The 826-nt window shown below is 72.0% G+C and carries 1 protein-coding gene and 1 pseudogene; one reads left to right on the top strand and one right to left on the bottom strand.

Features of this window, described 5'->3' with window-relative positions; translation table 11 throughout:
• Nucleotides 1-136: 136 nt before the first annotated feature.
• Nucleotides 137-400 (bottom strand): annotated as a pseudogene (locus tag G3I71_RS44930) (helicase C-terminal domain-containing protein); the annotation flags it as partial.
• Between the two features lie 36 nt (nt 401-436).
• On the opposite strand from G3I71_RS44930, the gene G3I71_RS44925 reads away from it, so the two are divergent.
• Nucleotides 437-826, top strand: a 390-nt coding sequence (locus tag G3I71_RS44925; RefSeq protein ID WP_164324660.1) for a substrate-binding domain-containing protein, incomplete at its 3' end; no start/stop codon positions are given.

Below are 826 nucleotides of genomic sequence, written 5' to 3'. Positions count from 1 at the left end.
CGGCACGGACGGCGTCGGGCTGAAGGCGTACTCGTCGCCCTCGATGGCGTCGACCATGGTCGTTTCCCCTCGTCACGGGCGCGGAACCGGTGGTGCGGGACGGGCCCGCCCGGTGCGGCACCTCCCCTGCACGAGGCTAGTCGGATCCGGCGAGCCGACGTAGCGCGGAGACCGCGACGTCGCGGTCCGTGGTGCGCCAGAACGGCGGCATCGACCGCTGCAGGGACTCGCCGTACCGCGCCGTGGCGAGCCGCGGGTCGAGCACGGCGACGACGCCGCGGTCCTGCGAGGACCGCACGAGCCGGCCCGCACCCTGCGCGAGCAGCAGCGCCGCGTGCGTCGCGGACACCGACATGAAGCCGTTGCCGCCGGCGCGGGCGACCGCGTCTGAGCGCGCGGACCGCACGCACCACAGGAACAGAGAGGTTCTGAGGACATGAAGAAGCGCATCGCAGCGCTCGCGGTGGCCGTCGCGCTGCTCGCGTCGGCCTGCACGACGGGCAGCCCCTCGGCGTCGGGGGGGAACGCCGAGCCCGGCTCGCTGCCCACGCTCGAGCAGAAGGACACCTACACGATCGGGTTCTCGGCGCAGCAGTCCGACCACCCGTGGACCATCGCGCTCAACGAGTCGATCAAGTCGGAGGCGGAGAAGCGCGGCCACAAGGTCGTCACGACCGACGCGCAGGGCTCGACCGCCAAGCAGGTGTCGGACGTCGAGTCGCTCATCGCCCAGCAGGTCGACGTCATCGTCATCAGCCCGCGCGAGGAGAAGCCGCTCGCCGAGGCGACGATCAAGGCGCGCGACACCGGCATCCTGGTGTTCATC

This window comes from Streptomyces sp. SID12501 (genome assembly GCF_010550245.1).
GTDB lineage: Bacteria > Actinomycetota > Actinomycetes > Streptomycetales > Streptomycetaceae > Streptomyces.
This window is presented reverse-complemented; position numbering and strand designations above follow the sequence as displayed.